At 69.5% G+C, this 26,338-nt stretch carries 26 protein-coding genes; 17 read left to right on the top strand and 9 right to left on the bottom strand.

Translation table 11 applies throughout. The annotated features are described in order from the left end of the window. Positions 1 to 127 precede the first annotated feature (127 nt). From ACFQGD_RS15775 to ACFQGD_RS15755, 5 genes are read left to right on the top strand one after another with little or no spacing between them, the layout of a single operon-like run. Complete coding sequence (locus tag ACFQGD_RS15775; protein WP_345390424.1) at positions 128 to 1,024, top strand: DUF4129 domain-containing protein; 897 nt, start codon at positions 128 to 130, stop codon at positions 1,022 to 1,024. After that, the gene (locus ACFQGD_RS15770) at positions 1,009 to 1,434 is read left to right on the top strand and encodes a hypothetical protein (RefSeq protein ID WP_345390421.1); all 426 of its coding nucleotides are present in this window, start codon (positions 1,009 to 1,011) and stop codon (positions 1,432 to 1,434) included. Before ACFQGD_RS15775 ends, ACFQGD_RS15770 begins: the two co-directional genes overlap by 16 nt. After that, complete coding sequence (locus ACFQGD_RS15765; RefSeq protein ID WP_345390418.1) at positions 1,431 to 2,405, top strand: AAA family ATPase; 975 nt, start codon at positions 1,431 to 1,433, stop codon at positions 2,403 to 2,405. The genes ACFQGD_RS15770 and ACFQGD_RS15765 overlap by 4 nt, the downstream gene beginning before the upstream one ends. Next, the gene (locus ACFQGD_RS15760; RefSeq protein ID WP_345390415.1) at positions 2,402 to 3,694 is read left to right on the top strand and encodes a DUF58 domain-containing protein; all 1,293 of its coding nucleotides are present in this window, start codon (positions 2,402 to 2,404) and stop codon (positions 3,692 to 3,694) included. Before ACFQGD_RS15765 ends, ACFQGD_RS15760 begins: the two co-directional genes overlap by 4 nt. Further along, positions 3,691 to 3,936, top strand: a complete 246-nt coding sequence (locus ACFQGD_RS15755) for a hypothetical protein (protein WP_345390412.1) — start codon at positions 3,691 to 3,693, stop codon at positions 3,934 to 3,936. Before ACFQGD_RS15760 ends, ACFQGD_RS15755 begins: the two co-directional genes overlap by 4 nt. A gap of 47 nt (positions 3,937 to 3,983) precedes the next feature. Here ACFQGD_RS15755 and ACFQGD_RS15750 read toward each other — a convergent pair whose 3' ends face one another. The 3 genes from ACFQGD_RS15750 to ACFQGD_RS15740 are packed head-to-tail and all read right to left on the bottom strand — an operon-like array spanning position 3,984 to position 6,735. Then, on the bottom strand, positions 3,984 to 5,183 hold the full coding sequence (locus ACFQGD_RS15750) for a PLP-dependent aminotransferase family protein (protein WP_345390409.1): 1,200 nt from the start codon (positions 5,181 to 5,183) through the stop codon (positions 3,984 to 3,986). After that, entirely contained in the window at positions 5,180 to 5,971 is a 792-nt protein-coding gene (locus ACFQGD_RS15745; RefSeq protein ID WP_345390406.1) for a tryptophan 2,3-dioxygenase, read from the bottom strand. The genes ACFQGD_RS15750 and ACFQGD_RS15745 overlap by 4 nt, the downstream gene beginning before the upstream one ends. Beyond that, the gene (locus tag ACFQGD_RS15740) at positions 5,968 to 6,735 is read right to left on the bottom strand and encodes a PaaX family transcriptional regulator (RefSeq protein ID WP_345390818.1); all 768 of its coding nucleotides are present in this window, start codon (positions 6,733 to 6,735) and stop codon (positions 5,968 to 5,970) included. Before ACFQGD_RS15740 ends, ACFQGD_RS15745 begins: the two co-directional genes overlap by 4 nt. A 104-nt stretch (positions 6,736 to 6,839) precedes the next feature. Between ACFQGD_RS15740 and ACFQGD_RS15735 the strand changes: the two genes are divergently transcribed. The 8 genes from ACFQGD_RS15735 to ACFQGD_RS15700 are packed head-to-tail and all read left to right on the top strand — an operon-like array spanning position 6,840 to position 15,168. After that, positions 6,840 to 7,649, top strand: coding sequence for an LLM class flavin-dependent oxidoreductase (locus tag ACFQGD_RS15735; RefSeq protein ID WP_345390403.1), 810 nt, complete (start codon positions 6,840 to 6,842; stop codon positions 7,647 to 7,649). Beyond that, positions 7,646 to 9,778, top strand: coding sequence for an oxidoreductase (locus tag ACFQGD_RS15730; protein ID WP_345390400.1), 2,133 nt, complete (start codon positions 7,646 to 7,648; stop codon positions 9,776 to 9,778). Before ACFQGD_RS15735 ends, ACFQGD_RS15730 begins: the two co-directional genes overlap by 4 nt. Next, the gene (locus tag ACFQGD_RS15725) at positions 9,775 to 10,542 is read left to right on the top strand and encodes a creatininase family protein (protein WP_345390397.1); all 768 of its coding nucleotides are present in this window, start codon (positions 9,775 to 9,777) and stop codon (positions 10,540 to 10,542) included. Before ACFQGD_RS15730 ends, ACFQGD_RS15725 begins: the two co-directional genes overlap by 4 nt. Positions 10,543 to 10,547: 5 nt before the next feature. Further along, positions 10,548 to 12,104 carry a benzoate-CoA ligase family protein gene (locus ACFQGD_RS15720; RefSeq protein WP_345390394.1) on the top strand — a complete coding sequence of 519 codons (1,557 nt, stop codon included), beginning with the start codon at positions 10,548 to 10,550 and terminating at the stop codon, positions 12,102 to 12,104. Then, positions 12,101 to 12,799: an SDR family NAD(P)-dependent oxidoreductase gene (locus ACFQGD_RS15715; RefSeq protein WP_345390391.1), complete on the top strand. Its 699-nt coding sequence runs from the start codon at positions 12,101 to 12,103 to the stop codon at positions 12,797 to 12,799. Before ACFQGD_RS15720 ends, ACFQGD_RS15715 begins: the two co-directional genes overlap by 4 nt. Further along, complete coding sequence (locus tag ACFQGD_RS15710; RefSeq protein ID WP_345390388.1) at positions 12,789 to 13,634, top strand: enoyl-CoA hydratase family protein; 846 nt, start codon at positions 12,789 to 12,791, stop codon at positions 13,632 to 13,634. The genes ACFQGD_RS15715 and ACFQGD_RS15710 overlap by 11 nt, the downstream gene beginning before the upstream one ends. Next, on the top strand, positions 13,634 to 14,044 hold the full coding sequence (locus ACFQGD_RS15705; protein WP_345390385.1) for a RidA family protein: 411 nt from the start codon (positions 13,634 to 13,636) through the stop codon (positions 14,042 to 14,044). Before ACFQGD_RS15710 ends, ACFQGD_RS15705 begins: the two co-directional genes overlap by 1 nt. Further along, on the top strand, positions 14,044 to 15,168 hold the full coding sequence (locus tag ACFQGD_RS15700) for an acyl-CoA dehydrogenase family protein (protein ID WP_345390382.1): 1,125 nt from the start codon (positions 14,044 to 14,046) through the stop codon (positions 15,166 to 15,168). Before ACFQGD_RS15705 ends, ACFQGD_RS15700 begins: the two co-directional genes overlap by 1 nt. A gap of 36 nt (positions 15,169 to 15,204) precedes the next feature. Here ACFQGD_RS15700 and ACFQGD_RS15695 read toward each other — a convergent pair whose 3' ends face one another. Continuing rightward, positions 15,205 to 15,810 (bottom strand): maleylpyruvate isomerase family mycothiol-dependent enzyme, encoded by a 606-nt coding sequence (locus tag ACFQGD_RS15695; RefSeq protein ID WP_345390815.1) that lies wholly within the window; start codon positions 15,808 to 15,810, stop codon positions 15,205 to 15,207. Between the two features lie 26 nt (positions 15,811 to 15,836). Continuing rightward, complete coding sequence (locus ACFQGD_RS15690) at positions 15,837 to 17,204, bottom strand: TrpB-like pyridoxal phosphate-dependent enzyme (protein ID WP_345390379.1); 1,368 nt, start codon at positions 17,202 to 17,204, stop codon at positions 15,837 to 15,839. A gap of 152 nt (positions 17,205 to 17,356) precedes the next feature. Here ACFQGD_RS15690 and ACFQGD_RS15685 point away from each other — a divergent pair, with 152 nt between their 5' ends. Beyond that, positions 17,357 to 18,634: a YncE family protein gene (locus ACFQGD_RS15685; protein WP_345390376.1), complete on the top strand. Its 1,278-nt coding sequence runs from the start codon at positions 17,357 to 17,359 to the stop codon at positions 18,632 to 18,634. A gap of 79 nt (positions 18,635 to 18,713) precedes the next feature. Here ACFQGD_RS15685 and ACFQGD_RS15680 read toward each other — a convergent pair whose 3' ends face one another. Beyond that, entirely contained in the window at positions 18,714 to 21,689 is a 2,976-nt protein-coding gene (locus tag ACFQGD_RS15680; protein WP_345390373.1) for an AMP-binding protein, read from the bottom strand. A 394-nt stretch (positions 21,690 to 22,083) separates the two neighbouring features. On the opposite strand from ACFQGD_RS15680, the gene ACFQGD_RS15675 reads away from it, so the two are divergent. Beyond that, the gene (locus ACFQGD_RS15675) at positions 22,084 to 22,341 is read left to right on the top strand and encodes a hypothetical protein (RefSeq protein ID WP_345390370.1); all 258 of its coding nucleotides are present in this window, start codon (positions 22,084 to 22,086) and stop codon (positions 22,339 to 22,341) included. 9 nt (positions 22,342 to 22,350) lie between these two features. Here the strand turns inward: ACFQGD_RS15675 and ACFQGD_RS15670 are convergent, their stop codons facing one another. Next, positions 22,351 to 23,430, bottom strand: a complete 1,080-nt coding sequence (locus tag ACFQGD_RS15670) for a hypothetical protein (protein WP_345390367.1) — start codon at positions 23,428 to 23,430, stop codon at positions 22,351 to 22,353. A 179-nt stretch (positions 23,431 to 23,609) separates the two neighbouring features. Here ACFQGD_RS15670 and ACFQGD_RS15665 point away from each other — a divergent pair, with 179 nt between their 5' ends. After that, positions 23,610 to 24,254 (top strand): alpha-ketoglutarate-dependent dioxygenase AlkB family protein, encoded by a 645-nt coding sequence (locus tag ACFQGD_RS15665; RefSeq protein ID WP_345390364.1) that lies wholly within the window; start codon positions 23,610 to 23,612, stop codon positions 24,252 to 24,254. A gap of 3 nt (positions 24,255 to 24,257) precedes the next feature. Here the strand turns inward: ACFQGD_RS15665 and ACFQGD_RS15660 are convergent, their stop codons facing one another. Then, positions 24,258 to 24,443, bottom strand: a complete 186-nt coding sequence (locus tag ACFQGD_RS15660) for a PspC domain-containing protein (RefSeq protein ID WP_345390361.1) — start codon at positions 24,441 to 24,443, stop codon at positions 24,258 to 24,260. A 78-nt stretch (positions 24,444 to 24,521) separates the two neighbouring features. Between ACFQGD_RS15660 and ACFQGD_RS15655 the strand changes: the two genes are divergently transcribed. Continuing rightward, entirely contained in the window at positions 24,522 to 25,466 is a 945-nt protein-coding gene (locus tag ACFQGD_RS15655) for an RluA family pseudouridine synthase (RefSeq protein WP_345390358.1), read from the top strand. 8 nt (positions 25,467 to 25,474) lie between these two features. Here ACFQGD_RS15655 and ACFQGD_RS15650 read toward each other — a convergent pair whose 3' ends face one another. Then, positions 25,475 to 26,338, bottom strand: coding sequence for a hypothetical protein (locus ACFQGD_RS15650; protein ID WP_345390355.1), 864 nt, complete (start codon positions 26,336 to 26,338; stop codon positions 25,475 to 25,477).

Here is a 26,338-nt window from a genome sequence, read left to right as displayed (position 1 = left end):
GATATCAACTTTCCCAGACCCATGGCGGGCATGGAAGCCGACCCACGTCCGTCACCAGCACGAACAAGACACGATGTGGACACTCGCATGGGTTGTGCGGTGGTCGCCGATCGCGCACCGTTGACACATGGCGTCGCGGTCTCGCGTGCTCCTGTTCGTGCTGCTGCTCATCACAGCGGCGACGGCGCTGCGCGTCCCCGCACCCGGCCCATCGATGCCCGCCGCCGATCGCACCCCGACCACCGTCGTCATCGGATGGTTGATCGTGCTGATCGCCCCAGCACTACTGGTGCTGCTGTACGCGGGCCTGCGCTACCGGTCTCCTCCCCCACGTCCGCCCGCACGACCACGGCTCATGCGCCCCAAAGCGGGTGCCGTCCCGCTGGCGCTCGCCGCGCTGCTCGCCGTCACGGCGGCCCTTGCCGCTTTGCCACGGCTACTGCCACCCACCCGGACCACGGTGCGTGGTGGGGACGAGAGCCGCAGCGGCCCGGAGACGTCGGCACCCGCGTCGCCGCCACAAGCAGAACCAGCGGGCACCGGCGGTTCAGCACTTGAGGTCGCGGGGACGGCAGTGGCCGTCGCGCTGCTGCTCCTGCTGGCCGTCGCCGCGCTACGCGCGCGACCGTCCGTACCTCACGACGTCCCTCGCCCTGAGACGTCCGCGCGCACCGGTACGGGGTCGCAGCCGCTGGTCGCCGCGGCTGGGGAAGCACTCACCGCCATCGACTCCCCCGGCACTGATCCGCGCACCGCGATCATCGACTGCTACGCGGCGATGGAACGGGCTCTGGCCGAGGCGCCCGCCGCCGCGCCACGACCCGCGGACGCTCCAGCGGACGTGCTGCGCAGAGCGACCGAACAAGGCCAGCTCAGCGTGGGCACCGGAAGCACACTGCTTGACCTGTTTCACGAGGCGCGCTACAGCACGCATCCCATGACCGAAGCCGATCGCGGCGCCGCCTCGGCGACGCTGCGCGCGATCCTCGCCGAGCTCGGGAGGCCCCGATGGCGGCCATCATGACCACCACCGTGCTCAACGCCGTCGCGAACGGCGTCGCCGTCCTCCTGCTCATCGGTGCGGCGCTGTGGCTGGCCTCGCGCGCCGTGCCGCGCATCGTCCCGGCGGAACCCGCCGTCGACGCGGCTGATCTGGACTCCACGCTCGCGCACGCGCAGGTCACGGTGAGCTGGGCGTCCGGGACACGGCGGGACTGGGACCGCCATGTCAGGCCGGTGCTCGCCAGGCAACTCGACGAGGTACTCGGACCTCGCCGCGGTGACGATTCCCGCCGCGCGGCGGGCGAGCTGCTGTTCGGGCCCCGGCTGTGGCCGTTGGTCGACCCGCACGACGCCTTCACCACCCGGCTCGACGCCCCTGGTCCCGGCAGGGACGCGCTCGCCGCCATCCTCGACCGCCTGGAGTCGGCATGAGCGAGACCGACACCGCGACCGCGGCGACCACGGCGCGAGCCCGCGAGGTGCTGGCCGAGATCGAACGCGCCGTCGTCGGCAAGCGCGACGCCCTTGAGTTGATCTTGACCGGCGTGCTCGCGCACGGCCACATCCTGATCGAGGACCTGCCAGGTATGGGCAAGACGCTGATCGCCCGGTCGTTCGCGACCGTGTTCGGGCTCGAGTTCACGCGGGTGCAGTTCACTCCCGACCTACTGCCGGCGGACCTACTCGGCTCCACCGTCTACGAGCAGGCCACCGGCGAGTTCGTGCTGCGCAAAGGACCGGTGTTCACCCACCTGCTGCTGGCAGACGAGGTCAACCGCACGCCGCCGAAAACCCAGTCGGCCCTGCTCGAAGCGATGGCCGAGGGGCAGGTCAGCATCGACGGCGTCACGCACCGGCTCGCGGAGCCGTTCCTGGTGCTGGCCACGGACAATCCGATCGAGTACGAGGGCACCTACCCGCTGCCTGAGGCGCAGCTCGACCGGTTCTGCCTGCGGGTGCGGTTGGGCTACCTTCCCGCGGACGGTGAGGTGGAGATGCTGCGACGCAGGCTCCGGCGGGGTGCGGAGCCGGAGCGGTTGCGTGCTGTGCTCACACCCACCGACCTGCTGCTGATGCGGGAGTCGGTGGAGTCGGTATCGGTACACGCGGACATCCTCGGCTACGTCGTCGCGTTGGCCGACGCCACCAGGAACCATCACCAGGTCGATGTCGGCGTCAGCCCGCGCGCCGAACTGGACCTGGTGCAGCTGGCCAGAGCCAGAGCGCTGCTCGCGGGCCGCGACTACGTCATCCCCGAGGACGTCAAGGCGCTGGCAAGCTCCGCGTGGGCGCACCGCGTGGCGCTGCGCCCCGAGATGTGGGTGCGCCGGGTGCGTCCGGAACAGGTGCTCGCCGAGCTGCTGGATCGGCTGCCGGTACCCCGGATCGGACCAGGAAAATGACCGGCGCGACGCGGTACGCACCGGCCGCGTCCGTCAACTGGCGGCCGTCACCCCTGGCGGTGACGCTGACCGTGCTCGCGTCGGCGACGCTGATCGGGGCCGTGCTCTTGCGGCGGGTGGAGTTCCTCGCCTTCGCCGCGCCACTGTTGGGGGCGCTACTCAGCGCGGGACGCCCTTCCGGCCACGTCGAGGTGAGCAGCGATCGCGATGAGGAGCACTGCTTCGCGTCGGAGTCCGTCGACTTCGCGGTGAGCGTCACCGCTGCCGGCTGCGTCGTGGAACGGGTGTCGGTCACCGGTGCGGACGTCGACGTCGTGGATACCGTCGTCACCTGGACATCCGGCGGTACCGTCGTGCGCTGCCAGGTGCGGGCGCCGTCGTGGGGCCGGTTCGCGCCCACCGTGACGATCGCGCTGCGGGCGGCGTCTGGGCTCCGCACCGCGACGGTGGTACGGCATCCAGTGCGACTGCGGGTGTATCCACACCCTGAGCCCATGCGTACGGCCCCGCGCACCACGGACCTTCCCGACCGCATCGGCGCACATATCGGCAGGAGACTCGGAGCCGGCGTCGAGTTCGCGGGCATCCGGCCCTATGTGCCGGGTAATCAGCTGCGCATGGTGAACTGGCACGCCAGCGCACGGCGGGGCAGGCTGCACGTCACCGAGCGGCTGGCGGAGCGGTCGGCGACCGTGGTCGCGCTCATCGACGCCTGGGCGCTGCGCTCCCCCGGTGGCTGCCCACCGCCCGTGCGACAGGCGTGTTCGCTCGCCGTCGCGGGCGCGACCCAACTGGCGCGGGCAGCGCTGCGGCGCGGCGACCAAGCAGGCGTGATCGCGCTGGGTGGTCCGCTGTGCTGGGTCCGCCCGGACATCGGGCGGCGGCAGTTCTATCGGATCGCCGACGCGGTGCTCGACACGATCCCCGCCGAGGGCGACACCGCGTCTCGAACGGGCCACAGCGATCTGCTACCACGCGGCATCCTGCCGCCGTCCGCGCTGGTCGTCGCGTTCACACCGCTGCTGGACAGCCGCATCGCGACGACACTCAACGACGTCCGGCTGCGCGGGCACGCCGTCGCGGTGGTCGACGTACTGCGGGACTTACCAACGCGGGGCGAGACCGACCCGCTGGTCGGCGCCATGTGGCGCTGGGAACGCACCACGATGTACCGCAACTTCGGGCTACTCGGCATCCCGGTCGTCGCGTGGCCGCACGACTCCACTGTGGACGAAGCACTTGCCCCCCTCGCGCTCCGTCCCCTCACGGTACGGCGGCCGTCGCCATGACGGTGCCGCTCGCGCTGGCAGCCGGTGTCACGACACTGGCACTGCTGATCGCTGCCAGCGGCGGCAGGAAGGCGAGCGTGCGGTTGCGCGAAGGCGTGGGGCTGCTGCCGGGCGTGGCACTGGCTTGCGCCACGGTGTTGGTGGCTGATGCCCTGCCCGGCCTTCCTCCCTGGGCGTGGCTCGGCGCGGTGGGCTCGGTCGCCACCGCCGCGCTGCTGTTGACCGCGCTGCCGTCGCGCTAGATCGAGGCTTATGGCGCGGCTGTCCCGGCGCCCCGCACAGGGTGCGCTCAGCCCCGGACGATCTCGCCAAGGCTGGCCATCGCGTCGGTCAGCTGAGTGTCGCTGAGGTACGGCGCGGGACCGAACCGTAGGTACGCGCCCCTGGCGTCGGTGCGCACGCCCCGCTCCCCCAGTGCCGCTTGCAAGCCCTGGGCGTCCCGGCACCGCAGCGCGAGGAACCCGCCGTACTCACTGAGCGGCGCCATACGGTCCCTGGTGACGACGTCGGACGGCAACGCCAGTTCGTCGAACGTCGTAGCGAGCACACCAAGCTGGTGCTGGGCGAGCTCACGTAGGAACGCCGGGACCAGGCCGTGCTCGTCTCGGAACCGCAGCACCCGCGCGGCGCGGTAGTGACTGGTTGGGTCATACGTCGATCCCGCGTACCGGCCAGCACCGTTCGGGTACCGCACCAGGCCTGGCGACTTCTCCTCCGCCAGTTCCCCGAACTCGGCGAACCATCCGGTGATGACCGGCCGGAACCGGTCAGCGTGCGGCGGCAGCCGCAGGAAACAGTTCCCCTCACCGAGCTGCAGGTACTTGTACCCGCCACCGGTCACCCACGCGTCGGAAAGTCCCAGCGCGGCGAGGTCCACCTCAACGACACCGAGCGCGTGGTAAGCGTCCACCAGCAGTTCCGCGCCCTGCCGCGCGCACGCGGCGGCCACGACATCGAGCCCGTCGACGATTCGCGCGGTCTCGAACAACACCAATGAGACCAGCGCGGCGGCGGTGCCATCATCCACTTCGGACGCGATGCGTTCGGCGAGGGTGTCCGCCGGTTCCGCCGGGACCCGCACCACCTCGATGCCTTCCTCCGCCAGCCGTCCGAGCTGCCTGCGCAGTGTGTGGAACTCGCCGTCGGTAGTGACCAGGCGGGGCCTGCGCCGCAGGTCCAACGCGGACAGGAACCGCAGCACGAGATCGTGCGTGCTGGCACCGAGCGCGATCTCCCCGCCGGGGTCGCCCAGCAGCCGCCGGTAGCCATCGGCCACCTCCTCGGCCTTCGCCGCGGCGCGGTCCCACTTGCCGTCGACGTACTCGGCCGCGTCCGTGGCCGCCTCGATCTGTCCCTCCAGCGCGACGTCGGGCCACGCCTGGTGCGAGTGCCCCGTCAGCAACAGCCGCTCGGTGACACGGAACCGCGAGTAGTGCTCCGCCAGCGCGTTTGGCGCATGCGCCAGATCTTCGATGCCGTACCCGCTCACAGCTTGCTCCGCACCGCCCACAGGTCGGGAAACGCCGGTTTCCCGACGGTGGTCCGCAGGTACGCCGCGCCGGACGACCCGCCGGTGCCCGCCTTGTCACCGATGGTGCGCTCGACCATCTTGACGTGCCGGTAGCGCCACTCCTGGAACCCCTCGTCGAGGTCGACCAGGTTCTCGCACACCGTCGCCGGACCGGCGTCGTCGGAGTACACCCGCAGCAGCAGTTCCTGCACCTCCTCCGACGGCTCAAGCGGCCGCGTGACGTCGCGGTGCAACGCGGCGTCGGGGACGTCGTAGTCGTGCACGGCGAGGTAGCGCAGGAAGGAGTCGAACAGCGATGGGCGCGCCATCCGCGTCGCGATCCGTTCGCGAGCGACCGTGCCCTCCGGGTAGTGTTCGAACACCCGCCGATCGCGCCTGCCGAGCACCGCCTCCAGCTCTCGGAACTGTCCTGACTGGAACCCGCTGGACGCGTCGAGCCGCTCCCGGAAGCTGAGGAACTGGCTCGGCGTCATGGTCTCCAGGACGTCGATCTGCGCGACGACGACCTTGAGGATGGTCAGCGCGCGCCGCAATGTGCGCACCGCGTGCGGAGTGTCGCCCGCGTCGAGCCGCACCTGGAGGTGGTCGAGTTCGTGCAGCAGTTGTTTGAACCACAACTCGTAGACCTGGTGGATGACGATGAACAGCATCTCGTCGTGCTCGTCGGAACGGGGATGCTGTGCGTTCAGGACGTCGTCGAGCGCGAGGTAGGACGTGTAGGTCAGGGCGGCGTGCTGGTCGGTCACGGGGTGGTCACCTCATCAAAGTGGCGCTGCGCCGCTGGTGCCAGCGCGGCGTACAAATCGTGGAACAGCGCGACGGCATCGGCACGCTGACGGGGAGCGGCGATCAGCTCCTCGGGAAGTTCCGGGTCGCGGAACGGGAATTGCCTGAACGTGTGTACCAAACGGGTGCGCAGCAGGAACGCGGACCTGTCGTCGGCGGCGGACGCCCCGTCGAACTCGGCGACGAACGCGGCGTAGGACTCGGCGAGCGCATCGAGGTCCCACGCCCGCGTGATGAGCGCGCGGGCGTCGGCCATGCCGTCGGGTGAGCACCGCAGCAACCCCGCGTGCTCGCGGACGTCCAAGTCGTCGAGCAGGCCGCTCACCGGACCTAGCACGTCGCGCACCGCGAGCCAGGTGCCGTCCTGGATCGGGCCGAACCCGAGGAACCGCAGCCGTCGCACCAGCGCCTCCCGTGCGCGCCGGTGGGTGTCGGGGATGCCGTGCCAGAGCAACGTCCAGTGCTCGGCGGGCGTGCCGTTGGCGCCGAGCGTGAAGATGCGGCTGTCACCTTCCGCGAGCACCGCGCGCGCCCGGTCGGTGAGCGTGTAATACACCAGCCTGCCTTGCTTGCGGCGGGCGATCAGGTCGCGGCGGGCGAGCCTGGTCAGCGCCACTCGTGCCGTGCCCTCCCGGAAGCCCATCTCGGCGAGCAGCGCGACGAGGCCACCCGCCCACACCTGGCCGTCCTCGCGCGGCCACACGTAGGCGCCGAGCAGGGTCATCACCAGCTCCTGCGGGGTCGGGTCGAAGCGCATCCCCCGCGCACCGTCTGCCTGCACACCTCAACTCTATACACAACACCGCGCTCCGCTGTAATGTGAATCTCATGGAGATCGGGGTCGGGCTCCCCAACACCACTCCCGGCGCGACCGGAGCACTGCTCACCGACTGGGCGCGCCGCGCTGACGCTGGCCCTTTCGGCTCGCTGGCCGTACTGGATCGCCTCGTCTACGACAGCGTCGAGCCGTTCGCCGCGCTGTCTACCGCCGCCGCCGTGACCGACCGCGTCCAGTTGGCGACGATGATCGCCATCGGCCCACTGCGCCCCGCCGCACTGCTGGCGAAGCAGGCCGACGCGGTGCACCGACTCGCCGACGGCCGGTTCACGCTCGGGCTCGGTATCGGCGCGCGCCGCGACGACTACACGGCAGCGGGCGTCGACCACCGCCGCCGGGGTGCGCTGTTGTCGGAACAACTCGCTCACCTACGTGGCAACGACTATCCCGGTGAGGTCCTCGTCGGTGGCAACAGCGGTCCCGCGTTCGCGCGCATGGCCCGCTACGCCGATGGCTACGCCCACGGCGGCGGCCCGCCCCGTGCGTTCGCGTCGGCGGCGACCAAGGCGCGAGCGGCATGGCGCGACTTGGGCAGGCCCGGCGCACCCCGTCTGTGGGCGCAGGGCTACTTCGCGCTCGGCGACGACGACACCGTCAAGGCGGGCTGCGACTACCTGCGCGACTACTACGCCTTCACCGGCCCGTTCGCGGAGACCATCGCCTCGGCCAACCTCACCACCGGCAGGGCGATCAAGGACTTCGTGCGCGGCTACGCGGCCGAGGGCTGCGACATGCTCGTGCTGCTGCCCACGGTGTCCGATGTGGACCAGATCGACCGGCTCGCTGAGGTGATCGGATGAAGGTCACCATCGTCGGTGCCGGCCCGTCCGGGCTCTACCTTGGCATCCTGCTGGCGAAGGCCGAGCAACGGCACGAGATCACCGTGCTGGAGCGCAACCCGGCGGACGCGACGTTCGGCTGGGGCGTCGTGTTCTCCGAGGAAACCCTTGGCGCGCTGCGCGACGCGGACTACTCCAGCTACCTCGACATCACCGACACGTTCGCCCGATGGGACGCCATCGACATCTCCTACCGCGACACCGTGTTGCGCTCGCGCGGTCATGCCTTCTCCGCCATCGCACGCAAGCAACTGCTGGCGATCCTGCAGCGCAGGGCAGCTGAGCTGGGCGTGATTCAGCGCTTCGGCCACGAGATCACCGACGTCGAGGCGCTGTGCGCGGACGCGGACCTGCTGGTCGGCGCGGACGGCGTGCGCAGCGTGGTGCGTGAGGCGGCGGCCGAGACGTTCCGGCCGACGATCACCCCACAGGGTGGCACCTACATCTGGTACGGCACCGATCTTGTCTTCGACGCCTTCCGATTCATCTTCGCCGAGTCCGAGCACGGGCTGTTCCAGGTACACGGATACCCGTTCGACGAGCACGCGAGCACATTCATCGTGGAGTGCCCGGAGTCGACGTGGCGCGACGCGGGGCTCGATGCGATGTCCGAAGCGGACAGCATCGCGTTCTGCGAGCGACTGTTCGCGACCGAGCTCGGTAGCCACCGGCTGATGTCCAACAAGTCCACGTGGCTGCGATTTCCGTTGGTGCACAACCGCTCCTGGCACGCCCGTATCGCGAACACACCGGTGGTTCTGCTCGGCGACGCCGCTCACACCGCACACTTCACCATCGGCTCCGGCACCAAGCTCGCCATGGAGGACGCCATCGCGCTCGCCGCCGCGTTCGTGAGGCACGGCAGCGAGAACCCTGCAGCGATCCAGGCGGCGTTGGTGCACTACGAACGCGAGCGCAAACCCGTCGTGGAGCGTTTCCAACAAGCGGCGACCGACTCGGCGGACTACTTCTCCCGCGTGCACGAGCACACCCACCTCGCACCGCCGCAGTTCGCGTTCAACCTGCTCACCCGCAGCGGCCGGATCAGCCATGCCAACCTCGCACAGCGGGACGCCGACTTCGTGCGTGGCGTCGATGTCTGGTTCGCTACCGGCACGACTGAGCGTGCGATCGCTCCGCCGCCCGCGTTCACCCCGCTAGCACTACGCGGATTGCGGCTGACCAACCGCATGGTCGGCGCGCGGGGTGATGTCGGGCCAGGTGACGCGGGCCTGGTCCTGACGCCTATGACGGCCGTGTCGCCCGGCGGCAGGGTCAGCCCCGACTCCCCCACCCTGTGCGCGGACACCGACGTGGCGCGGCTACGCACTGCCGTCACCGACGCACACGCGCACGGCAGCGCGCTCGGCGTGTTGCTTGGCCACGCGGGACGTCGCGGCGCCACGCGACCACCGAAGCGCGGCGTCGACGTCCCGCTCCCCGAAGCCGAGGCGTGGCCACTGCTGGCACCTTCGCCGTTGCCGTTCGTGCCGGGCGGCCAGACACCGACCGCCATGACCGGCGACGACCTCGCCGAGGTGCGGGACGCCTTCGTCGCGGCGGCCCAGCGCGCGGTCGAGGCGGAGTGTGGGCTGGTGATGCTGGACTGCGGCTACGGCTACCTGCTGGCGAGCTTCCTGTCGCCGCTGACCAACCACCGCACCGACGACTACGGCGGGACAGCCGAGAACCGGCTGCGCTTCCCGCTGGAAGTGGCGGAAGCGGTGCGAGCGGCGCTGCCGGATGACTGCCCGCTCGGCGTGCGGCTGACCGTCACCGACTGGGCGCGCGGCGGGCTCATCCCAGACGACGGCGTGGTGGCGGCGCGGGCGTTCGCGGAAGCGGGCGTCGATCTGGTGCACGTCGTCGCGGGGCAAACCGTCGCGGAAAGCGCCCCGGAGTACCGGCGCGGGTTCCTCAACACGCTCAGCGACCAGGTGCGCAACGGCGCGCGAGTGCCCACCCTGGTCGGTGGGCACCTCACCACGGTGGACGCGGTCAACACGGTGCTCGCCGCCGGCCGCGCCGACCTGTGCGTCGCGGAGTTCCTGGACGCCCCGGCGGCACTGACAGCGAGGAGGGCGGCATGACCAGGCCTACCTACTTCGCCGAGCTGACCTCCCCCGAGATCGCCGCGCTGCGCGAGTCGTCCCGCACCCCGGTGTTGCTGCTACCACTCGGCGCGGTCGAACCGCACGGCCCGCACGGTCCACTCGCGACGGACCAGCTCATCTCCACCGGCATGTGCGAGCGAGCGGCCGTAGACCTCGCCAACGATGCCGGCGTGCGAGTATTGCTCCTGCCGCCACTCCCCTACGGCGTGACCCGCTACGCCGCCGGGTTCGCGGGCGCGGTCGGCGTCAGCGAAGACACGCTGCACGCGGCGCTCGTCGACGTCTGCGCGTCGCTGATCAGCCAGGACTTACGCTGGATCGTGCTGGTCAACAACCACTTCGAGCCGGAGCAGGTCGCCACCGTGCGCCGCGCGGTGGCGACGGTCGAGCGCGAACACGGCGTCACGATCGGGCATCTCGACCTCGTCCGCGGGCGCAACGCCGAGCGGCTGACCGAGGAGTTCCGTTCCGGGTCCTGTCACGCGGGCCGCTACGAGACGTCGTTGGTGCTCGCCGAACGTCCCGGCCTGATCGACGTCGAGCGGATGCGCACGTTGCCCGCGAACCCGGTCGACATGCCCGCCGCGATGGCACGCGGCGAGCGGGACTTCACCACGATGGGCATGCCAGAGGGCTACTGCGGCGCGCCCGCCGAGGCCAGCGCCGCCGAGGGCGCGGCGACGTTCGAGACCCTGGCCGAAATGCTCGTCGAGACGATCCGCGCGCTGGTCGAGGAGTGATACCGGTGGCAGCCAGGTTCAACATCGCCAGCTACTTCATCGACCGACACCTCATCGAGGGCGCGGGCGGGCGCACCGCGCTACTCCACCACGAGGGCAGCACGAGCTACGCCGACCTGGCCGCACTGGTCAACCGCGCCGGGAACGTCCTGCTCGACCTCGGCGTCGCGCGCGGCGACCGTGTGCTGCTGATCCTCTCGGACAGCGTGGAGTTCGTGGCCTGCTGGTACGCCGCGCAGAAGATCGGCGCGGTCACCGCCGAGGGGTACACCTTCCTGCCAGCCAAGGACTACGCGCACTTCCTCAGCTACACCGAAGCGGACGTCGTCATCGTGGACACCGTCGCGCTGGCGGCGGTCCGGGAAGCGTGCTCCCTGGGAAGAACACCGAAACACCTGCTGGTCCTCGGCACGGACGACACCGAACTCCGCGCTGGTCAGGGCGCGAACGAGCTGCCGTTGTCGACCGCCCTGGCGCAGGCGTCCGACCAGCTCGACCCGGCACCGACCACGGTGGACGACGTCGCGATCTGGAAGTTCACCACGGGTAGCACCGGTGCGCCGAAGGCGTGCGTGCACACGGCGGGCGCGCCGCTGGCCAGCTACGAGACGTACGCCAAGTCGGTGCTGGGCATCCGTTCCGACGACCGGGTGATCGCGGTACCGAAGCTGTTCTTCGGCTACGCCCGCGACCTGGTCGCGCTGTATCCGTTCGCGGTGGGCGCGGCCGGGATTCTGTTCCCCGAACGCTCCACGCCGGAGCTGCTGTTCGAGCTGATCGCGCGCCATCGGGCGACGATCCTGGTGAACGTGCCGACGATGATGTCCGCGATGCTGGCCAGTCCCGCACTGGCCGACGCGGACCTCAGTTCGCTGCGACTGTGCACTTCGGCGGGTGAGGCGCTGCCCGCCGACCTGCTGCGCGCCTGGCAGAACCGCATCGGGGTGGACGTCATCGACGGCGTCGGGTCGTCCGAGGCGTACCACATTTACCTCTCGCAGCGGCCCGGCGAGGCCACGCCCGGCGACGTCGGCACCCCGGTACCCGGCTACCGCGCCCGTGTCGTGGACGACGACGGCAACGAGGTGCCCACCGGCCAGGTCGGGGTGCTGGAGGTGAGCGGGCCGACGATCGCGCGGGAGTATTACCGCGATCCGGTGAAGTCGGCGCACACGTTCCGGGGCGACACCGTGCACACGGGTGACCTGTTCAGCGTCGACGACCGTGGCCACTACCACCATCACGGCCGCGCGGACGACCTGCTCAAGGTTGGCGGCATCTGGGTCGCGCCAAGCGAGATCGAGCATTGCCTGATCGGCCACCAGGACGTCGTCGAATGCGGTGTCATCGGCCACGCCGAGGAAGGCTTGGTACGTCCGCGCGCGTACGTGGTGCTGCGCGAGGGCGCAAGCACCACCGAGGACGAGTTGATCTCCTATGCCCAGGAACGGCTCGCCGGACACAAACGGCCCCGCGACGTCCGCTTCGTCGAAGAACTGCCGCGCACCAGCAACGGCAAGCTGGACCGGCGCGCCCTGACCGCCTTCGAGGAGACGTCGTGAGTGGGCGGGTCGTGGTGGTGACCGGTGGCGGAAAAGGCATCGGCGCGGCCGTCGCCCAGCGGTTCACCGAGGCAGGTGACCGCGTGTTCGCCGCGACCCATGCCGACTGCGACGTCACCGACGAAGCCGCCGTCGCCGAATACTTCGCGCACGTTGGCGACGTCGATGTGCTGGTCAACAACGCGGGCGTCGCCGCGAGCGCCCCGGTGGAACGGACGACGCTGGAGCAGTGGGAGGCGCAGCTCGACGTCAACGCGACCGGCGCGTTCCTGTGCACCCGCGCGGTGCTGCCCATGATGCGCGAGCGGGGCACGGGGCGGATCATCACGGTGGCGTCGACGGCTGCGCTGACCGGCGCCCGCTACACGGCGGGCTACACCGCGTCGAAGCACGCCTCGGTCGGTCTCATGCGGACGGTCGCGGCGGAGGTCGCCGGAACGGGTATCACCGCCAACGCGGTATGCCCCACATTCGTGCGTACCGAGATGACCACCCGGTCGGTCGAACGCATCGCGGCGAAGACCGGCCGCGGCGAGGACGACGCGACCGCGTTGCTGGCGAAGGCAAGCCCGTTGGGGCGGCTGCTGGAGCCCGCTGAGGTGGCGTTCGCGGTCAGCTTCCTCGCCGCACCCGAGGCGGCGGCGATCAACGGCCAGGCTTTGGTACTGGATGGAGGAGGGATCAGTGTCACCTGAGCGGACGACAGGCCCGTTCCGGGCATCGGCGGGATTCACCGAGCGCTGGGAGCACTTCGACGTCGACATCACCGACGGCGTAGCGACGGTGACGTTCACCCGGCCCGACAAGCTCAACGCGCTCACCTTCGACGTCTATGCCGACCTCCGCGACCTGCTCACCGAGCTGCCACACCGAGGCGACGCGAAGGTCGTGGTGATCGCCGGGCGGGGTAAGGGCTTCTGCTCCGGCGGCGACGTCGAGGAGATCATCGGCGTGCTCCAGGAGCTCCCCGCGAAGCAGCTGTTGGAGTTCACCCGAATGACGGGCGCGGTCGTGCGCGCGCTGCGGGAGTGCCCACTGCCGGTGATCGCGTCGGTCAACGGTGTGGCGGCGGGCGCGGGCTCGGTGATCGCGCTGGCCTGCGATTTCCGACTGTTGGCGACGTCGGCGAAGTTCGCGTTCCTGTTCACCAAGGTCGGCCTGGCCGGAGCGGACATGGGTTCGGCGTATCTGCTCCCCCGGCTCGTGGGCCTCGGCAGAGCGACCGAGCTGCTGATGCTGGGCGACACCGTGCGCGCGGAGCAGGCGGAGCGCATCGGGCTGGCCACTCAGGTCGTCGACGACACCGAACTTCCCACGACCACCACAGCGCTAGCGCGGCGGCTGGCGGACGGCCCGGCATTCGCGTACTCCGCCACCAAGGTGCTGCTCAGCCGGGAGCTGGACATGGACCTGCCCGGCGCGCTGGAGCTGGAGGCGATGACCCAGGCGCTGCTGATGACCAGCGACGACCACCGCGAGTTCTACCGGGCGTGGCAACAGGGCCGGAATCCACAGTGGACGGGGGCGTGATGACGTCACATCGGATCGTCACCGCCGATGGGTTGGCGCGTCCGGCCGGGTTCGCGCACGCCGTCGTCGCCGCGCCCGGCACGCCGGTCTACCTGGGCGGACAGACCGCGCAGGGCCCGGACGGATCCATCGTCGGCGAAACGATGGTGGAGCAGTTCGACGTCGCGGCGGGCAACGTCGTCACGGCACTGCACGCGGCGGGCGCGATGCCACGCGACCTGGTGCACTTGCTGATCTACGTCACCGACGTCGCCGCGTACAAAGGTTCGTTGGGCGCGATCGGCACGCTGTACCGCAAGCATTTCGGCCGCCATTTCCCGGCGATCGCGCTGTTCGGTGTAGCCGAGCTGTTCGACGCGGACGCGATGATCGAGCTGCTCGGCACCGCCGTGCTCCCGGAAGGTGCGTGATGCTCACCGACGCGCAGCAGGCACTCCGCGACATCGCCGAGGCGAAGGCGAAGAACCACCTCGCACCGCTGGCGGGCACCGCTCCCGAGGGCACGATCAACCACCGGATGTTGACCGCGCTGGCCGCGCAAGGCTTGCTGAGCAGGGTGTTCCGGCAGCGCGACGACGGCTTCGAGCGGGTCTCCGCGATGGACTTGTGCCTACTGCGGGAGGGGCTGGCGCGGTACTGCACCGAGGCCGAGACGGCGTTGGCGTTGCAAGGGCTCGGGGCCTACCCGATCCTGCTGGCGGGCAGCGTCGACATCGTCAGTCGCTGGATTCCGCGGGTCGCGGCAGGCGAGATCGCGGCGGGGTTCGCGCTGACCGAACCGGCCGCCGGGTCGGACGTCGCCGGGCTCGAACTCGCCGCGGATGAAGACGGCGACGGCTTCCGGCTCACCGGCGAGAAGTCCTACATCTCCAACGCGCCGCACGCTGGGGTGTACTCGGTGTTCGCCCGCACGACGCCGGGTGCGGGAGCGCGAGGCATCACCGCGTTCGCGGTACCGGGTGACGCCGACGGCCTGTCGGGCGAGCCGATCCATCTGGTGTCACCGCATCCGATCGGCAGACTGCGGTTCGACAGCGTCTACGTGCCGAAAGCGGCGGTGCTCGGCGAGGTCGGTGGCGGGATGCGCGTCGCGATGACCACGCTGAACCTGTTCCGGCCGAGCGTGGGCGCGTTCGCGGTCGGCATGGCCCAAGCCGCGCTGGACGCGGCGGTCGCGCACTGCGGCTCCCGGGAAGCGTTCGGCAAGCCGCTGCGAGAGTTCCAAGGTGTGTCACACCAACTCGCGGACATCGCCACGCAGGTCGAAGCGGCGCGGCTGCTGGTCTACCACGCGGCGACCGCCTACGACGCGAGCGGTGCCGACATCGCGAAGACGTCGGCCATGGCGAAGTTGTTCGCCACCGAGACCGCCCAGCGCGCGGTGGACGTCGCGATACAGGTGCACGGCGCACGAGCACTGGAGCACGGGCACCCACTGGAGCACCTATACCGGGACGTCCGCGCACCTCGCATCTACGAGGGCGCCTCGGAGGTGCAGCGGGAGATCATCGCCCGCGCCCTCTTCCGCGCCTAACGAGCCGTGTCCCGTTCCCGACGCCGTGTCCCCCGTTCACAACCGCTGCGCGAGCACCGCCTGGCCAGGACCGGACAACTCATCCACCGCATGGCCGCGCCCGGCGAGGGCCATCAGCAGCGCCTCGCCGGGACCACGCAGCTCCGGACCTGAGCCACGGGACCAGCCCAAGTCGGTCGCGACGAGCGTCAGACCCCGCGCCCGCGCGAACGCACGGATCGGCGGCGCGAGCAGCGCCAACCGCAACGCCGTCCGGAGCCGTTCACGCGGAATCTCGCGGGGCATGCCTAGCGGACGCCGAATGTCCTGCTGGTGGATCATCCCGTCCACCAGGCCGATCATGCCGCCGAACGCGGCGGTCAACCCCCGTGGCCGCGGGTGGGCACGGAACAACGCGATCAGCTCGCTCGGATCGCGGGAGTACTCCGCCACGCCGACGTCGTTGACCTTGCCCAGCGTGAACCGGCCCCGAGCGACCCGCCGGAACGTCTGCCGCCAGCTCAGCTCGTCGTAGCTGATGACGTGGGCGACGACGTCGCGTACCCGCCAGCCATCGCACAGGCTCGGCGCGTCCCACTGCCGCGGCGACAACGTCTCCAGGAAGTCCGCGAAGTCGGCCCGCTCCTGGATGGCGAAGTCCATGACGGTCACGCCATTCTGCTCGCCACTCACGACCCGACCCCGGCGGGCAATGCCGCCAGCGACGTCCGCAGCACGTCGTCGTCCAGTTCGTTGTCCACCATCTCCCCGGCGAGGTACGCACCGTACGCAGGCAGGTCGAGGTTGGCGTGCCCGCACAGCGCGGTGAGAATCACCTTGTCCTCGCCAGTTTCCTTGCAGCGCAACGCTTCCTCGATGCACGCGGCGACGGCGTGCGTCGGCTCCGGCGCGGGAATGATGCCCTCGCTGCGCGCGAACTGGATGCCCGCAGCGAAGCAGTCCCGCTGGTTGATCGCCTGCGCCTCGTAGAACCCCTGCTCGTAGAGGTGCGACAGCAACGGCGACATGCCGTGGTAGCGCAAGCCGCCCGCGTGGATCGGGTCTGGGATGAAGTCGTGGCCCAGCGTGTGCATCTTCATCAGGGGTGTCAGGCCCGCGGTGTCGCCGAAGTCGTAGGCGTACGTGCCCCGCGTCAGCGACGGGCAGGCGGCTGGCTCGACCGCGCGGATCACCGGGTTCGCCCTGCCCGCCAGCTTCTCCCGCAGGAACGGGAACGTCAGCCCGCCGAAGTTCGAGCCACCGCCGGTGCAGCCGACGACGAGGTCCGGGGTGTCACCCGCCATCTCGAACTGCTTCAGCGCCTCCTCACCGATGATCGTCTGGTGCAGCAGCACGTGGTTGAGCACGCTCCCGAGCGCGTACCGCGCGTTCGGGTCCTGCGCGGCCATCTCGACCGCTTCGCTGATCGCGATGCCAAGGCTGCCGGTGGAGTCCGGGTGCTCGGCCAGCACCGCACGGCCCGCCTCGGTGAGCTTCGAGGGGCTCGGGTGCACGGTCGTGCCATACGTCTCCATCATGATCTTGCGGTAGGGCTTCTGGTCGTAGGACGCCCGCACCTGCCACGCCTCGCACTCCAGCCCGAACGTCGCGCAGGCGAACGCGAGCGCGCTTCCCCACTGCCCCGCGCCGGTCTCGGTGGTCAGCTTCGCGATGCCCTCGGCGGCGTTGTAGTACGCCTGCGGCACGGCGGTGTTCGGCTTGTGCGAACCGACCGGGCTCACGCCCTCGTACTTGTAGTAGATGCGTGCCGGGGTACCGAGCGCCTTCTCCAACCTGCGCGCCCGGTACAACGGGGACGGCCGCCACAGCCGGTAGACCTCAAGCACCTCGGCCGGAATGTCGACGTAGCGCTCGGTGGTGACCTCCTGCTCGATCAGCGCCTGCGGAAACAGCGGCGCCAGGTCATCCGGGCCGACCGGTTCGCCCGTACCGGGGTGTAGCGGCGGAGGCGGCGGGACGTCGAGGTCCGCGATCACGTTGTACCAGCGCGTCGGCATGTCCGCTTCATCAAGAATGTACTTCGTCCGTTCCACCATGACTGCTCCTCACGCTCGCTGTAGGGCCCTCTTACGCTACGACGTTCTGGCCCAGGCAACCACCGCGCGAAATATGTGAATTACTTCCGCGTATCTTCGTGGCATCTCGCGCGTTGAACCTTCACGAGACGCCGCACGGAGAAAGGACCAACGTGACCGCTCGCACGCCTCGACGTCTGCTCGCGCGACTCGCCGCGGCCGTCACCACCGTCGCCGCGGTCGCGGCGCTCGGGTCGGCGTCCGCGTCCGGCATGGCGGCACGCACAGCACCCACCACGCCAGCGACGACGCAGCCGGTGATCTTCGTCGGCAACAACTGGGATGGCACCGTGCAGGTGATCGACCCGGACGGCTACGACGTCCTCGGCCAGATCGACGCCATCCCGGACATCGACGAGCGCATGCTCGAGATCTACACCAATCCGGTCCGGCTGGCGTACTTCCTGGCGATCCGCATGGGCCCCGGTGAGGGCAACGACCAGTACGTCGACGACATGTACAGCACCCGTGACGGCAGGCTGCTCGTCGCGTCGCGCCCGAGCCTCGCGGACGTCGTCGGCATCGATACTCGAACCGGTGAGATCGCGTGGCGGTTCGAGGTCGAGGGCCAGCGTTCCGACCACATGGCACTCTCCCCCGACGGCGAGCATGTCGCGGTCTCGGCGTCCACCGCGAATCTGGTGCACGTGCTCGACGTCAACACCGGCGAGGAAATCGGCCGATTCCCTTCCGGCGATACCCCGCACGAGAACGTCTACTCCGCCGACGGCGAACGCATCTTCCACGCCAGCATCGGCCTCGTCTACACCCCGCTGGACCAGCCGGCGTTCGACAGCACCAAGGGTGAGCGGATCTTCCAGATCGTCGACGCCGACAGCTTCGAGATCTTGGAGCGCTTCGACCTCCGCGACAAGCTGGACGCGGCGGGTTACCACGACATCAGCTCCGCGATCCGGCCGATGGCCCACACGCCCGACGAGCGCTACTTCTACTTCCAGGTGTCGTTCTTCCACGGCTTCGTCGAGTACGACACCGTCACCGGCGAAGTCACCCGAGTCGCGAATCTGCCGAACCTGGTGCCGGACATGCCGCGCGAGCAGTACGTCAACGACTCGGCGCACCACGGCCTCGCGATGAACCGCAAAGGCACCAAGCTCTGCGTCGCGGGCACGATGGACGACTACGCCGCGATCGTGGACCGCGAGACGTTCCGGCACAACATCGTCAGCCGCCCCGAGAACGGCAAGCCGTACTGGGCGACGTCCAATAAGGACGGTTCCCGCTGCTACCTCTCCTGGAGCGGAACCGACGAGATGTCGGTGATCGACTACAAGACCGAGACCGAGATCGCGCGGGTGCCGGTCGGCAACCACCCGCAGCGCATCCGCGAGGGTTTCGTGCCAACTGACTGGACCCCTCCGGCCGGGTAAGGCCCGGCACCCAGCCGCCGGGGTGCCGCCCGGTCCCCCGGCACCCCGGCGGCCTCCTTACCGAGCACCCCGGGCAGACTCAGCTTCGCGCCACCAGCCGCGCCCGAGTGACCTCGGTCAACGGCAGGTAGGCGACCTCCGTGGCGTCGTAGTACCACGCCCGCCCGGTCGGGACCCCGTGCTCGCGCAACGCGGCAGCGCTCGGCCGGTACCACGTCGTCAGCGGCATGTCGTCCACGACGTGCACGAGGTCCGGTCGCTGGTCGACGGGCAGTTCTGCCAGCGCCTTCGTGACGTCTTCCCCGGTGATCTCGGCACCCTGCCACGGCGTCACCGCCGCCACCGCGATCTCGTGTTCGCCCTCCGGGACGCCGTAGGCGATCGCGAGGTCGACCGACGGCAGATCGTCGAGGGCGTCGGCGATGGGCTGGCCGTAGACCGGTCCGCGTGGCGCCCGGATCACCGTGTGGACGTTGTCGACGAGCCAGTAGTCGCCGTCGCTGTCCGCGACGAACAAGTCGTCGGTAGCCAACCAGGTGTCACCGGGCGCGAATACGCCGCGAAGCCTGCGCGCGGTCGGATCGATGTCGACCCTCGGGTTCGCCAGCAACAGCCCAACCTCACCGGGGCCACACGGCACCGCGTAGCCGCGCTCGTCCTCGACAAGCCTGCGTGCCACCGGGTCGTATTTCGCAAGCCGCACCTCGGCACTTCCTGGCAACGGCCTGCCCTTCGCGCCCGGCTTCGCCCCGGAGAGGTTTGCCAGCACGGCATCACCCTCGGTGGAGGCGTAGAACTCGAGCACTTTGGCGCCGGGGAACCGCGCCAGCACGCGGCGCCACAGCCCGCGCGGCATGCCGGAGCCGAGGAACAGCCGGATCGGCCGGTGAGGCTCGCCGCCCGCCGGTTCCGGTCGCGCGACCAGCTCCCGCAACAACGTCCAGGTGTAGGAGACGACGGTGACGCCGTAGCGATGCACCTCGGCGTCGAACCGCTCCGGGTCGTAGCCCCTCGACAGCGCGATCCGCGAACCACCGGCCACCGCGCCGCCCACGCTGGTCAGCAGCCCGGACGGGTGGTGCAACGGGGTGATGCAGTATACGGTGTCGCGGCTGGTGAGCGCGGCCGCCGACGCGGTGCCGAACGCCGAAAGCGCCCAACGGTGGTTGGTGATCAGCTTGGCTTCCGTGTGCCCGCAAGACCGGCTGAACACGATGAACGCCAGGTCCTTCGCCAGTCCCGGGTTGGGCCGATACCAGCCCGGCAGCGTGACGGCGTCAGGATCGATGCGCTCCATGTCGACGATATTCGCCCCACCGTTCGCGGTGGTTGCCGAGATGACACGCTCGCCGCCTCCGCCGCCGAGGACCAGCACCTCGCATCCCGTCGCGACGGCGGTGTCCACGTGTTGCGGGTCGACGATGATCTCGGACACCTCGCCGAGCCGCACCGGAGTGGACAGGTCGGCGGCAGGCGGTAGCAGGACGGCGACCGCGCCGAGCCGAGACAGGGCGGCGATCGCGACCAGCGCGCTCGGCCGGGTGTCCATCAGCACACCGACGTGATCGCCCTGCCGGATACCGACGTGGATCAGCCCGCGCACGACGTTGTCGATGCGGTCGGCGACGGCGGCATTGGTGTGAACCCGGTCGTCGAACAGGAAGCATTCGCCGTCCGGACTGCGTTTGGCCTGTTCGGCGAGCAGCTTGCCGAACGAGACGCGAGTGTGCCCCTGGATCTGGCCGAGCCGGAACAGCCTCGGCAGTGCCTGTGCTGCCTCCGCGGTGATCTCGCGGGACGTGCGCACCGCCTCGGTAGCGCGGGCGGCGATGGTCTTCGTCGCGCCGAGCCCGACATCGGCGAGCTGGTTGAAACCGTAGGTGATGCGAGACGTCATGTCGGAGGCGCGCGTGGTCGTGGCCGGTTCGGTGCTCAGCGGGGCCACGCCGCCTGGGCGCGGCCCTTCGCCCTCGCGCCAGCGGATCCAGTCGACCACGGCGGGCCAGGTCGTCTTGGTCGCCGCCGACCCGACGACCAGCCCGAAGTGTCCCGCGCGCATCGCGAACTCGAACACATCGGCCTTGGGTGCCGCCTTGCCGATGCCTCGCACGGCCGCGGGCTGACCGATGTCATCGACCTCCCCGACGAACGCGAGGATCGGGCAAGTGATGTCGGCCAGGGTCACCAGGCGGTCGCCGATGGCGAACCCGCCGGTCATCATGCGGTTGTGCACGACGAACTGGCGCAGCAGCTCCACGATCGCCGGACCGGACCAGGCCACCCAGCCCTCGCCTTCCAGGAATCGGCGCTGCCGTTCCCTGCCGATGAGCGCGTCCCGGTTATGCAGCTGGCGGAGGAAGTCGACCTGCGAGCGGGCGGACTTGACCGGGTCGAGCAGTTTGAACCCGAGCCGTGCCGCCCAGCTGGGCAATGCCAACCTGCTGAAGACGTGGTCGGCGAGGAACTCGGCGCCTTTGGTCAGCACTTCCTCGGACAGCCCGAGCGGCGCGCCGGCGAGAATGTCGGCGGGTGCGCCGAACGTAATGACACTCGCGACGTCTCGGGCCTTGCGATACGCGGCGGCTTGGTAGCAGAACATGCCGCCCTGCGAGTATCCGGCGAGGTGGACGTCCTTGCCGGTGTGCTTACGAACGAGATCGATCGTCTCGCTGACGGCGATCACGTGATCGGTCAGCGTCCGATCAAGACCACCGGATTCCTTGTCGGGAGCGCCGAAATCCACTACCCACGGATCGATGCCCGCCTCGTGCAAGGCGGTGACGGCACTGCTTGACGGCGCGACGTCCCAGACGTCGGCGGCGAGCATCATCGGATGCACCAGCAGCAGCGGCGGCCGGCCGTTCGTCTCGGCACCCCCGGCGGTGTCGGGATAGTAACGACGTAGCCGGAACATCGGCCCACGCTCGACCACCTCGTACGGCGACGGCTGCTCGCCCGTGTCAAGCCCACCGAAACGCAGCACCTCGAGCCCGTTCTGCGCGTAGGCCACCAACCGGCCGAGCGGGCCGGTCACCACGTCGGGTTCCACTCGCATGCCGATCCTTTCCGCTGCCAACCACCGTGTTCACCATGGTGGTGCCGCTCCCGACATTCCGCCGGTGACACGCCCGCGCCTGATTGCGCTGAATGCCGCATCGCAGTCTAGTGCGGCCGGGTTACCGTCACGCGCATCGCACAGCGTGAGGTATTGGCCACGCCACACTCACGGCGCCATCGTCACCCGCACGAAGGGCGGTCCCGGCACCCACTGGCAGCCCGGTCTGGCGGCTGCGCTGACCGGGTGATGCCCATGCTGGCCCCTTGACCCGGATTTGACCTCTTGCGATGGTTAAGTTGTCCAGTCAACCCGTCAACTCAACCCCTTCTGAGGCACAGAACATGATGCGCGTCCAGACCTAGCTGGCTGATCCGCACACTCACACATCGCCATGGTGGCGATCGGCCCGCAGGCAGGAACTGGTCGGCCCGGCCGATTGGAGATCACCATGCTCGCCACCATCGTCTTGCTCGCCCTTATCGCCGTCGCCTTCTGGCGCGAGTCGCTCAAGCTCCTACTGGCGGGCGTGCTCACGCTCATCGTGCTCGGTCTGGTCCAGGTCGCCTCGTTCACCGGCGCCGTCGACCTGCCCGCCGACACTCCCGTCTCGGAGAAGGCCCAGGTCGCGACCGAGCCAGAGGAGCGCTGACGGCGGGCGTCACCGGGAGCCGTTCGCCTTCGCCCCGATACCCGACGCCGTGATCATCGTGTGCGAGAGCCGCTGCGGCGGCACCCGACCGTTGACGACGGGCACCCGGAACAGCACGAAGAAGTCCGTCAGCCCGCCGACCTCGGCGCGGATCGTCTCGACGTTGTCCGCCACGACGTCCGGATGGGTGAAGCTGCGCACCGCGCCGAGCACCCCGGCCGGATGGCACCCACCGCACAACGTGATGTCCACCGAGGGGTTCGTCGGGTTGCTCGCCCGCACGAACAGGCCGACGTCCTCGATCAGCTCTCGTTCCCCGTCCTCGAAGTCCGCCATGACGGGAGCCAGCTCCGAACCATCGTCGAGCAGGAACGTCTCCGGGCCGTCGTCGTGCACGATGTGCTGCGTGAACGGCAGGTGGAGCAGCCGCATCACGTTGCGCGTCACCCGGTTGTTCGACGGGCCGCCAATCAGCACGAGCGTGCTGGCCGGGTCGATGCCACGGTCGTTGGCAGAGCGATGCCGCCGGTTGCGGTAGCCAAGCTCGGCGATGCGCATGTACATCTCGAAAAACGCGTCGATGTGGCCGTACCGCGCGAGCCGCGCGTAGTTGACGCTGCCCGCCCGCGCGTTCGCGGGCAGCTCGTCTCCCGGCACTTCCGAGGTGACGACGACGATCTCCTCGTCGCGGTCGTGTCGCCACATCTCGTTGACGACTGGTCGCACCGAACTCGGCGCCCGTTCCCGGCGTGCCTCCTGCTCGGCTTCGTCCCGCAGGCGAGCCAACTCCCTGCGCAACGCGTAGAACTGCTCCCGGGCGGACTTGTCGAGCGATGACTCGGTCGGCACGTGCGGCTCCGGCTTGAGGTTGTCCGGTGTGCTGAACAGCAGCGCGTACTGCACGATCCGTTCGTCAGACGGCCGCTTCTCACTCTCGCCGTTCTCCCACGTCGACACCGCGGCACCGGAGAGCCGCTTCCGCCCGGACAGCGCGGCGGCTAGACCGTCCTGGGTCAGCTTCTCCCCCAGCTCGAACTCGCGCAGCTCCCGCAGTCGTCGCGCGAGCTGGCGCCGAGCGTTGCGTGCCATGGCACCCTCACCTCCGGTTCGTTGCGGACGAGCATAACCCCCAAGGTCGGTTAAGTCAGTTAAGAACACTCGAAAGCCGCACTAGCGGCGTGTTTCGCCGACCCCACTCTCGACGCGGCATAGACACATGGTCGACATATAACGAACACATGTTCGATGAAATCGAGTATGATGGCGTCATGTCCGTCGCACTGCAAGGCTCCCTGTTGGATGTCGTGGATGATGGCGCGGGCGATCCCCCGCCCGCGCTCCGCTCGCTGACCGGCGTCGAACGCACACCGCTGCGCGACGGCGCGTGGCTCGACATCCTCCCCAGCTGGCTGACCGGGGCTGACCTCCTATTCGAGCATTTGGCCGACCATGTTCCCTGGCGCGCGGAGCGCCGTCCGATGTACGACCGAGTGGTCGACGTCCCGAGGTTGCTCAGCTTCTACGACGAAGGCGACCCGCTGCCGCATCCGGTACTCACCCAAGCACGGTCCGCACTTTCGGACCGGTATGAGGGCGAGCTGGGTGAACCGTTCCAGACCGCCGGGTTGTGTTTCTACCGTGACGGCAGGGACAGCGTCGCCTGGCATGGTGACCGCATCGGCAGGGGCAACACCGAGGACACCATGGTCGCGATCATCTCGATCGGCGCGCCGCGCGACCTGCTGCTACGCCCGCGCGGCGGCGGTGCGACCCAGCGACATCGGCTCGGCCACGGCGATCTGCTCGTGATGGGCGGTTCCTGCCAGCGCACCTGGGAGCACGCGGTGCCCAAGACGGCCAAACCGGTCGGACCACGGATCAGCATTCAGTTCCGGCCACGCGGCGTGCGGTGATGCTTACCGCTCCTTCGGCATCAAGATCCACAGCGCGATATAGGCCAGGAACTGCGGCCCTGGTAGCAGGCATGAGAGCACGAACACCAGCCGTACGGTGTTGGCGTTCCAGCCGAACCGATTGGCGATCCCGGCGCACACCCCGGCGATCATCTTTCCCTCACGGGGGCGAGCAAGCACATCACTCATGTCTCCACAATGCCGCAGACCGGCGCCCACGGCGAGCGGGCGGCACCGGCGAGTGACCCGCCCCGTACGCTGGGCGTGATGCGCAAACGCCTGCAGTCCCCGTTGCCGAGGAGGCATGGCCTCGACGCCGCGCGGCTCAAGCTGCCCGCGGCGGGACCGTGGCGCACTGTGCGAGACCACCTCGTCGACCGGCTGCCGGTCGCGCCGGAACGCATCGACGCGATGTTCGGGGAACGACGCTTTGTCGGCATTGAGGGACCGCTGGCGCACGACGCGCCGTTCGTGCCGGACTCCTTCGTGTGGTTTCATCGCGACCTGCCGGACGAGGTGCCGGTCCCGTTCGACATCGACGTCTTGCACCGGGACGACGACCTGCTCGTGGTGCACAAGCCGCACTTCCTCGCCACGATCCCGCGCGGCAAGCACGTGCTGGAGACCGCGCTGGTGCGGCTGCGCCAGCGGCTCGACCTGCCCGAGCTGAGCCCCGCGCACCGCCTGGACCGGGTCACCGCTGGCCTACTGGTGTTCGTGATCCGCCCGGAACTACGCGGCGCGTACCAGACGTTGTTCGCGAATCGTCGGGTGCACAAGGAATACGAGGCGATCGCGCCGGTCCGGGATGACCTGGCGCTGCCGACGACGATCCGCAGCCGCATCGTCAAAGAGCGCGGCGTCATCGCGGCCCGCGAGGTCGACGGGCCACCCAACGCGGAAACGCACGTCGAGTTGATCGAGCGGCGCGGTGATCTTGGCCGTTATCGCGTGACTCCCACCACCGGCCGCACCCACCAGATCCGGCTGCACATGGCGAGTCTCGGCATCCCGATCCTCGGCGACCGGTTCTACCCGACGCTGACCGAGACGCCGCTCGACGACTTCAGCCGCCCGCTGCAACTGCTGGCCAAGACGCTCGCGTTCACCGACCCGATCTCCGGCGAGCACCGCCGGTTCGACAGCCCCGCCACGTTGCGGGCGTGGACGTCCTATGAGGACTGGGACCAGCCCAACCACGCGGCAAAGTAGGCGGCGAACTAGGTAGCGAATACTGTGAACGCGGCGATGTGCACCTCGCCGTCCACCTGAAACTCGACGAACACCCGATGCTCGCCGCGCTCATCGAACTCCACCGTGCCGCTCAGCTCACCGCCGGGCAGCGGATCGCCGGGTTGTTGCGTGAGCTGGACGTCGTGGGCAGCCAGGGTCATGCCGTTGAACGCCCAGATCGTCGCGTAGTTACCGAGGTAGGGCTCAAGGTCGACGGGCTTCCCTGAGTCATCGGTGAACCGGAATCGCAGTGTGACGGGTGTATCCACGGGTGGCTGTGCCGCTCCGTCTGGGCGGGACACGGTGACGCCGCCGACCTCGACTTCCGCGCGTGGCTCCGGCATCGGCACCAACTCGGTGTCGCCAGGCACCACGAACGGCGCGCCGAGCACGGTCGGGTGTTCGTCCTTCGGCTCGCCTTTCGGCACGAAGATAGTGAAGATCCGATACTGGCCGCCATCCGGCACCGAGATCTCCGCACGCCACGTGTCACCGTCGAGCGTCGGGGATACCCGCTGGTAGGCGTGCGTGTCGTCGCGCAGCACCAGCAGGTGCATCGGCTTCGTCCGGTACGGCAGGTACTCGGTTTGCGGCCTGCCGGACGGATTGAGGATCTGAAACGCCACCGGCATCCGCTTCCCGGTGGCCGACGGCAAGTCGTCGGCCACCAAGCGATAACCGGTGTGCGAGGTCGCCAGCCCGTCGCCATGGACGATCACACCGTCCGACTCGGGACCAGACGGGTCGTCGCCGGAGCCCACCGCGGCCGTGATCAGGATGCCGAGCAACACGAGGCCGACGACCGCCAGCACGATCTCGTAGCGCGCGGCGAGGGCACGCAGCACTGCCAT

It is taken from the genome of Haloechinothrix salitolerans (assembly GCF_042662605.1).
Lineage (GTDB): Bacteria > Actinomycetota > Actinomycetes > Mycobacteriales > Pseudonocardiaceae > Haloechinothrix_A > Haloechinothrix_A salitolerans.
The sequence above is the reverse complement of the archived record's forward strand: the minus strand, read 5'-3'. Positions and strand labels throughout refer to the sequence as shown.

Bases quoted from the DNA above. Each gene is read 5' to 3' on its own strand.
- ACFQGD_RS15775 (WP_345390424.1), top strand. From the start codon at position 128: ATGGCGTCGCGGTCTCGCGTGCTCCTGTTCGTGCTGCTGCTCATCACA.
- ACFQGD_RS15770 (WP_345390421.1), top strand. From the start codon at position 1,009: ATGGCGGCCATCATGACCACCACCGTGCTCAACGCCGTCGCGAACGGC.
- ACFQGD_RS15765 (WP_345390418.1), top strand. From the start codon at position 1,431: ATGAGCGAGACCGACACCGCGACCGCGGCGACCACGGCGCGAGCCCGC.
- ACFQGD_RS15760 (WP_345390415.1), top strand. From the start codon at position 2,402: ATGACCGGCGCGACGCGGTACGCACCGGCCGCGTCCGTCAACTGGCGG.
- ACFQGD_RS15755 (WP_345390412.1), top strand. From the start codon at position 3,691: ATGACGGTGCCGCTCGCGCTGGCAGCCGGTGTCACGACACTGGCACTG.
- ACFQGD_RS15740 (WP_345390818.1), bottom strand. From the start codon at position 6,735: ATGACCCTGCTCGGCGCCTACGTGTGGCCGCGCGAGGACGGCCAGGTG.
- ACFQGD_RS15735 (WP_345390403.1), top strand. From the start codon at position 6,840: ATGGAGATCGGGGTCGGGCTCCCCAACACCACTCCCGGCGCGACCGGA.
- ACFQGD_RS15730 (WP_345390400.1), top strand. From the start codon at position 7,646: ATGAAGGTCACCATCGTCGGTGCCGGCCCGTCCGGGCTCTACCTTGGC.
- ACFQGD_RS15725 (WP_345390397.1), top strand. From the start codon at position 9,775: ATGACCAGGCCTACCTACTTCGCCGAGCTGACCTCCCCCGAGATCGCC.
- ACFQGD_RS15705 (WP_345390385.1), top strand. From the start codon at position 13,634: ATGACGTCACATCGGATCGTCACCGCCGATGGGTTGGCGCGTCCGGCC.
- ACFQGD_RS15700 (WP_345390382.1), top strand. From the start codon at position 14,044: ATGCTCACCGACGCGCAGCAGGCACTCCGCGACATCGCCGAGGCGAAG.
- ACFQGD_RS15695 (WP_345390815.1), bottom strand. From the start codon at position 15,810: ATGGACTTCGCCATCCAGGAGCGGGCCGACTTCGCGGACTTCCTGGAG.
- ACFQGD_RS15690 (WP_345390379.1), bottom strand. From the start codon at position 17,204: ATGGTGGAACGGACGAAGTACATTCTTGATGAAGCGGACATGCCGACG.
- ACFQGD_RS15680 (WP_345390373.1), bottom strand. From the start codon at position 21,689: ATGCGAGTGGAACCCGACGTGGTGACCGGCCCGCTCGGCCGGTTGGTG.
- ACFQGD_RS15675 (WP_345390370.1), top strand. From the start codon at position 22,084: ATGGTGGCGATCGGCCCGCAGGCAGGAACTGGTCGGCCCGGCCGATTG.
- ACFQGD_RS15670 (WP_345390367.1), bottom strand. From the start codon at position 23,430: ATGGCACGCAACGCTCGGCGCCAGCTCGCGCGACGACTGCGGGAGCTG.
- ACFQGD_RS15665 (WP_345390364.1), top strand. From the start codon at position 23,610: ATGTCCGTCGCACTGCAAGGCTCCCTGTTGGATGTCGTGGATGATGGC.
- ACFQGD_RS15660 (WP_345390361.1), bottom strand. From the start codon at position 24,443: ATGAGTGATGTGCTTGCTCGCCCCCGTGAGGGAAAGATGATCGCCGGG.
- ACFQGD_RS15655 (WP_345390358.1), top strand. From the start codon at position 24,522: ATGCGCAAACGCCTGCAGTCCCCGTTGCCGAGGAGGCATGGCCTCGAC.
- ACFQGD_RS15650 (WP_345390355.1), bottom strand. From the start codon at position 26,338: ATGGCAGTGCTGCGTGCCCTCGCCGCGCGCTACGAGATCGTGCTGGCG.